Annotated in this window: 4 protein-coding genes and 1 other RNA gene; 3 read left to right on the top strand and 2 right to left on the bottom strand. The window is 74.9% G+C overall.

From position 1 onward, the window contains the following. A partial coding sequence (locus RIF68_RS26900) for an HNH endonuclease family protein (protein ID WP_309053886.1) occupies positions 1-957 on the top strand: 957 nt, incomplete at its 5' end. Between the two features lie 89 nt (positions 958-1,046). Here RIF68_RS26900 and rnpB read toward each other — a convergent pair. Then, positions 1,047-1,445: RNase P RNA component class A (gene rnpB / locus RIF68_RS26895), an RNA gene on the bottom strand. 95 nt (positions 1,446-1,540) lie between these two features. On the opposite strand from rnpB, the gene RIF68_RS26890 reads away from it, so the two are divergent. Next, entirely contained in the window at positions 1,541-2,293 is a 753-nt protein-coding gene (locus RIF68_RS26890) for a MerR family transcriptional regulator (RefSeq protein WP_309053885.1), read from the top strand. Then, complete coding sequence (locus RIF68_RS26885) at positions 2,290-3,423, top strand: hypothetical protein (protein WP_309053884.1); 1,134 nt, start codon at positions 2,290-2,292, stop codon at positions 3,421-3,423. Before RIF68_RS26890 ends, RIF68_RS26885 begins: the two co-directional genes overlap by 4 nt. On the opposite strand, the gene RIF68_RS26880 is transcribed toward RIF68_RS26885, so the two are convergent. After that, the gene (locus RIF68_RS26880; protein WP_309053883.1) at positions 3,368-4,810 is read right to left on the bottom strand and encodes an RNB domain-containing ribonuclease; all 1,443 of its coding nucleotides are present in this window, start codon (positions 4,808-4,810) and stop codon (positions 3,368-3,370) included. The two genes, RIF68_RS26885 and RIF68_RS26880, sit on opposite strands and share 56 nt — an antisense overlap. Positions 4,811-5,101: the final 291 nt, after the last annotated feature.

The following is a 5,101-nucleotide window of genomic DNA, read 5'->3' as shown; positions in this document are numbered from 1 at the left end:
CGCTGGTTGTTCGAGTCCTCCGCGCCCACCGAGGAGGTGTTCGGGGAGCTCGCCCGGTACGCGGAGCTCTACGACGGCATCGACCAGCATCCCCTGGACGGGGTGGAGGGCCGGTTCCTGTACCGGATGAAGGTCATGCAGACGTCGACACCGATGCCGCTGCTGCTCTTCCTCTACGGGTTGAGCGAGGACGTGCTGCCGCCGGACCGACGGCGGCGGGTGATTCGTGCCCTCGACAGCTACCTGGTGCGGCGGGCGATCCTCAACCTCAGCAACCGTGACTACAACCATGTCTTCCGCGAGCTCGTCGGCGTGGCGGCGCAGCAGCCCGAATGCGCGGACGAAGCCGTCATCAAGGCACTGTCCGCCCTGCAGGGACATCACCGGCAGTGGCCCACGGACGCGGAGTTCCGTGCCGCCCTGGAGCAGGACCCGCTCTACTCCCGGCTGTACCGCCACCGGGTCCGCATCCTCCTGGAAGGCCTGGAGGACGAACTGCGCACCGACCACACCGAGCAGCTCACCGCCCCGGTCGGGGAGCACGCCGGCGCGAAGCTCACGATCGAGCACGTCATGCCCCAGAGCTGGCGCGACAACTGGCCCGCTCGGGAGGACGATCCCCTGGAAGGCGCCGACCGGGACGAGCTGATGCACACGCTGGGGAATCTGACGCTGGTCACGGCTCGGCTGAACCCGGCCCTGGGCAACATGGCCTGGCGGGACAAGCGGCAGTGGCTCGGCGAGCACAGCCTTCTCCGGCTCACCCATGGAACCCTTCTCAATCCGCCGCCCACCGTCGCCGTCGACGACTGGGGCGGCGGCTGGGACGAGGACCGCATCCGTGCGCGCGGAGTGTACCTGGCGTCGCTGGCCCTGCGTATCTGGCCGTCGGGGGACGACCTGCTCGGCATGCCGGTCGGCTCGGCGTCCGACGGGGAGCGGGTGGAGATCCGTTGACCAGGCGTCGCGGCCGTTCACGGCGGTGACGGGGCGGGGCCCGGGGAGGGTCCCGCCCGGGCTCCCGGGCCGGGCCCGAGTGTGGGAGGCAGACGAGTCGGGCTGTACGCCGGGTTCTGTACCCCGGGACCTCGCGGTCGTCGGGGTGACGGCCATCCATCTAGGACCGGCGTTGCCGCCGGTCTCGTGCGGTCTACCCGCGAACTCGGGCGAGCAGCCCTCGAACATTCGCGCAGGGACGCCGGGGCGTCCCCTCTTGACCTTGCTCCGGGTGGGGTTTACCTAGCCGCCTGAGTCACCTCAGGCGCTGGTGGTCTCTTACACCACCGTTTCACCCTTACCGAGGGCCGAGGCCCCCGGCGGTCTGTTTTCTGTGGCACTGTCCCGCGGGTCACCCCGGGTGGCCGTTAGCCACCACCCTGCTCTGTGGAGCCCGGACGTTCCTCGGGAGGATCCGGGGATCCCCACGCGGCCGTCCGCCCGGCTCGTCTGCCGTGCCGACCATGCTACCCGCCGTTTCGGGGCGGCCGGGCCGGGGAGCGGTGCTTGACCTTGTCGCGACGGCAGGGTTTCTACTGGGGCCATGCGGATCGGCGAGATCGCCGCGCTCGTCGGGGTGACCCCTCGGGCCGTGCGGCACTACCACCACCTCGGGCTGCTGCCCGAGCCCGGGCGGCGGGCGAACGGATACCGGGAGTACGGCGTACGGGACGCGGTGCTGCTCGCACGGGTGCGGCGGCTGGCGGAGCTGGGGCTCGGCCTCGACGAGGTGCGGGACGTGCTCGCGGACGACGAGGGGCGGGAGCTGGTGGAGGTGCTGGAGGAGCTGGACGAGGACCTGGCGCGTCAGGAGGCCGTCGTACGGGCCCGGCGGGCGCGGCTCGCGGAACTGCTGGCCGAGGCGCGGGCGGGGCGGCTGACCGCCGAGGGCCCGGTGTCGCCGGAGCTGACCGCGCTCCTCGCGGGGCTGGGCGAGCTGCCGGACTCCCCGATGGCCGCGAAGGACCGGGAGATCCTGGCCCTTCTCGACACGGTCCTGCCGGAGGAGGAGCGGGGCCGGCTGATGGAGCTGATGCGGCGCGCGGCCACCGGCGCACGGGAGGTGTACGGGCTGCTCGACGCGCTGGCCGGTGCGGAGGCGGACGATCCGCGGGTCGCGGCGGCTGCCCGGGCGCTCGCGGACTGTCTGCCGGACGAGGCCGGCGGGGCCGAGCTGCCGGAGGAGGGGTCCGGGGGCCTCGCGGACGCGTTCTTCGCCGACCTCTCCCCCGGGCAGGAGGCGGCGGTACGGCTCGCGATGCGGTGGGTGCGGGAGCGGAAGGAGGGGCTGCGGTGACGGTCGGCGGAGAGCAGCGGGAGGGCGGTGCGCGGGTCGCGCGGCCGGGGCGGGGGCCGGGGGCGGCGGAAGCAGACACCGGGGCCCTGGTGGCGGGGGCCCGGGAGGCCGCCGCCACCACGGGCATCGGGCCCGGCAACCCGCCACCGGAGGGTGACAGGACCGGACAGCTCGGGGCCGGGGCTCCGGGACCGGGGGATGGTCGGCCCGCGGACCTCGGGCCCGCCACCCCGCCACCGGAGGGTGACAGGACCGGACAGCTCGGGGCCGGGGCTCCGGGGCGGGGGCGTGGTGCGGGGGTGCGGGGGCTGCGGTGGGTGGCGTACGCCGTCCTGCCGGCCGAGCTGGTGCTGGCCGGATGTCTGGTGGGCGGGGTACGGATACCGGCGGCCGTCCTCGCCGTCGCCGAGGCCCTCGTCGTGGCGCTCCTCCTGGCCGAAGTGGCCGTGTGGACGCGGCTGCGGCGGCGGGGCCTCTCGCGGCGGGAGGCGGTGGGCGAGCTGGTGCCGGAGAGCGTGCTGCGGCTGATCGGGCACGAGCTGCGGCTGATGGCGAGCCTCGGCCGCTGGGTGGCGCGGCGCCCGCACGGGGTGGCGGGCGCGCGGGCGGTGTTCCCGCACGCCCGGGACCAGGCGGCGCTGATGTACGGCTTCGCGTTCGTGTGCGTGGTGGAGACCGTCGGCATGTCGTACCTGCTGGCCGATCTGCCCGTGGCCCACGCCGTGGTCCTCGTCCTGGACGTGTACACGGTCCTGTTCGTCCTCGGGCTGCACGCGGCCTCGGCCACGCGCCCGCACCTGCTGCTCGAGGACGCCCTGAGGCTGCGGCAGGCGGCCCACGTGGACGTGCGCGTGCCGTGGGAGCGGATCACCGCCGTACGCCGGGAGACGCTGTTCACGCACGAGGGGGCGGAGGGGGAGCTGAATCTGGCGGTGGGCTCGCAGACCTCCGTCACCATCGAGCTGAACGCGCCGGTGGACGCGCCCAGGCTGCTGGGCGCGCCCCGGCCCGTACGGCTGATCCGCTGTCACGCGGACGACCCCACCGCGCTCGTACGCGCCGTGGAAGAGGCGCTCACGCGGGCGCGAACAGCACCTTCGCCCGTCCAGGATCCGCCTCGGCCAGCCTGACCCGCAACCACTCCCCGAGCGGCAGTGGGGCCGTGCCGCCCGCGACGCGGGCGACGACGGCCGGGTTCTCCAGGTGGACGGTGCCGACGGACGGCTCGCGCTCCTTCACGTCGATGACGTAGGCGTCGAAGAGTTCGCCGATCCGCCCGCTGAGGAGTGCCGCCTCGACCACGTCGACGCTCTCGCGTTCGACGGCGCTCGCGCGGCGCGTGCCCATGGCCATGGTGTCGGGCAGGGCGGGCAGCGCGGACCGGACCCACTCGGGCGGTTCGTTCCCGGCGACGGCGGCCACGCACAGTTCGCCCGCGTAGCGGTCGACGAGGCGGCGCAGGGGCGCGGTGCAGTGCGTGTACTCGTCGGCGACGGCGGCGTGCACGGCCGGGGTGGGGACGTGGCCGTCGGTGAAGACGGTGTAGCCGGCGCCGCGCAGCAGGGTCGTGCACTCCTGGAGGAAGGCGGCGTGGCGCGGGTCGGTGGGGTCGGCGGAGCGGACGACCTCCGCGTACGGGACGTGGTGCGGCCAGTCGACGCCGAGGGCGTGCGCGGAGCGGCGCAACCGGGCGACGGCGCCGTCGGGGGCGGTGGGCAGGGTGCGGAGGATGCCGGTGCCGGCGGCGGTCATGAGGTCGGCGGCGGCCATGCCGGTGAGCAGGGAGATCTGCGCGTTCCAGCCGTCGGCGGGGAGCGGGGCGCGGTAGACGAGGGAGTAGCTGTGGTCGTGCGCGACGATCTCCTGTTCGGGGACGTTGAGGGAGATCCCGCCGCGTTCGACTTCGAGGGCCTCGCGGAGGCGGCCGATCTCGCGGAGCAGGGCGAGGGGTTCCTCGGCGGTGCCCGCGTCGATCTGCCGTTGCACGCCCGCGTAGTCGAGCCGGGCGCGGCTGCGGACGAGGGCCCGGCGGACGTCGGTGGCGACGCGGCGGCCCTCGGCGTCGAGGTCGATGCGCCACAGCAGGGCGGGCCGGGGTTCGCCGGGCAGGAGGCTGGCGGCGCCTTCGGAGAGGACCGGGGGGTGGAGCGGGACCTTGTCGTCGGGGAAGTAGAGGGTGAGGACCCGCCGGTGGGCCTCGGCGTCGAGGGCGCCGCCGGGGGTGACGAAGGCGGCGACGTCGGCGATGGCGTAGTGGACGCGGTAGCCGCCGTCGGCCCGGCGGGCCAGGTGCATGGCCTGGTCGAGGTCGGTGGAGCCGGGCGGGTCGATGGTGAGCAGGGGCAGGTCGGTGGCGTCGTACGCGGGCAGGCGCGGGGCCTTGGCGGCGGCCTCGGCCTCGGCGAGCACACCGGGCGGGAAGGAGTCGGGGACCGCGAGTTCGGTCCGCAGCGCGCGCAGGGCGGCCCGCAGGGGAGCCTCGGCTGCGCCGGTCACGTGGAGAGGGCGGCGGGGCATGGACCGAGCGTAGGGGGCGGAGCGGGGCGTGGCACCTCGGCGGGGCGAGGGAGTTGAGGGACAGCGCCGTGGAGCCGTACGGGGACGGCCGCGCCTCGGAGGGGCGGCGGGGCCGGGGGCGGGGTGGCACCTCGTACGCTGGCTGTCCGGGGCCGCACCCCCGTTTCCCCCGTACGAAGGAGAACCACCGTGCTCGTGCTGTTGCCGCCCTCCGAAGGCAAGGCGTCCTCGGGGACCGGGGCGCCGCTGAAGCCGGAGTCGCTGTCCCTGCCGGGGCTCGCGGAGGCGCGG

The organism is Streptomyces sp., from assembly GCF_031178505.1.
GTDB classification, from domain to species: domain Bacteria; phylum Actinomycetota; class Actinomycetes; order Streptomycetales; family Streptomycetaceae; genus Streptomyces; species Streptomyces gulbargensis.
Note: the sequence above shows the minus strand (reverse complement) of the source record. Positions and strands in the feature narration are given on the sequence as shown.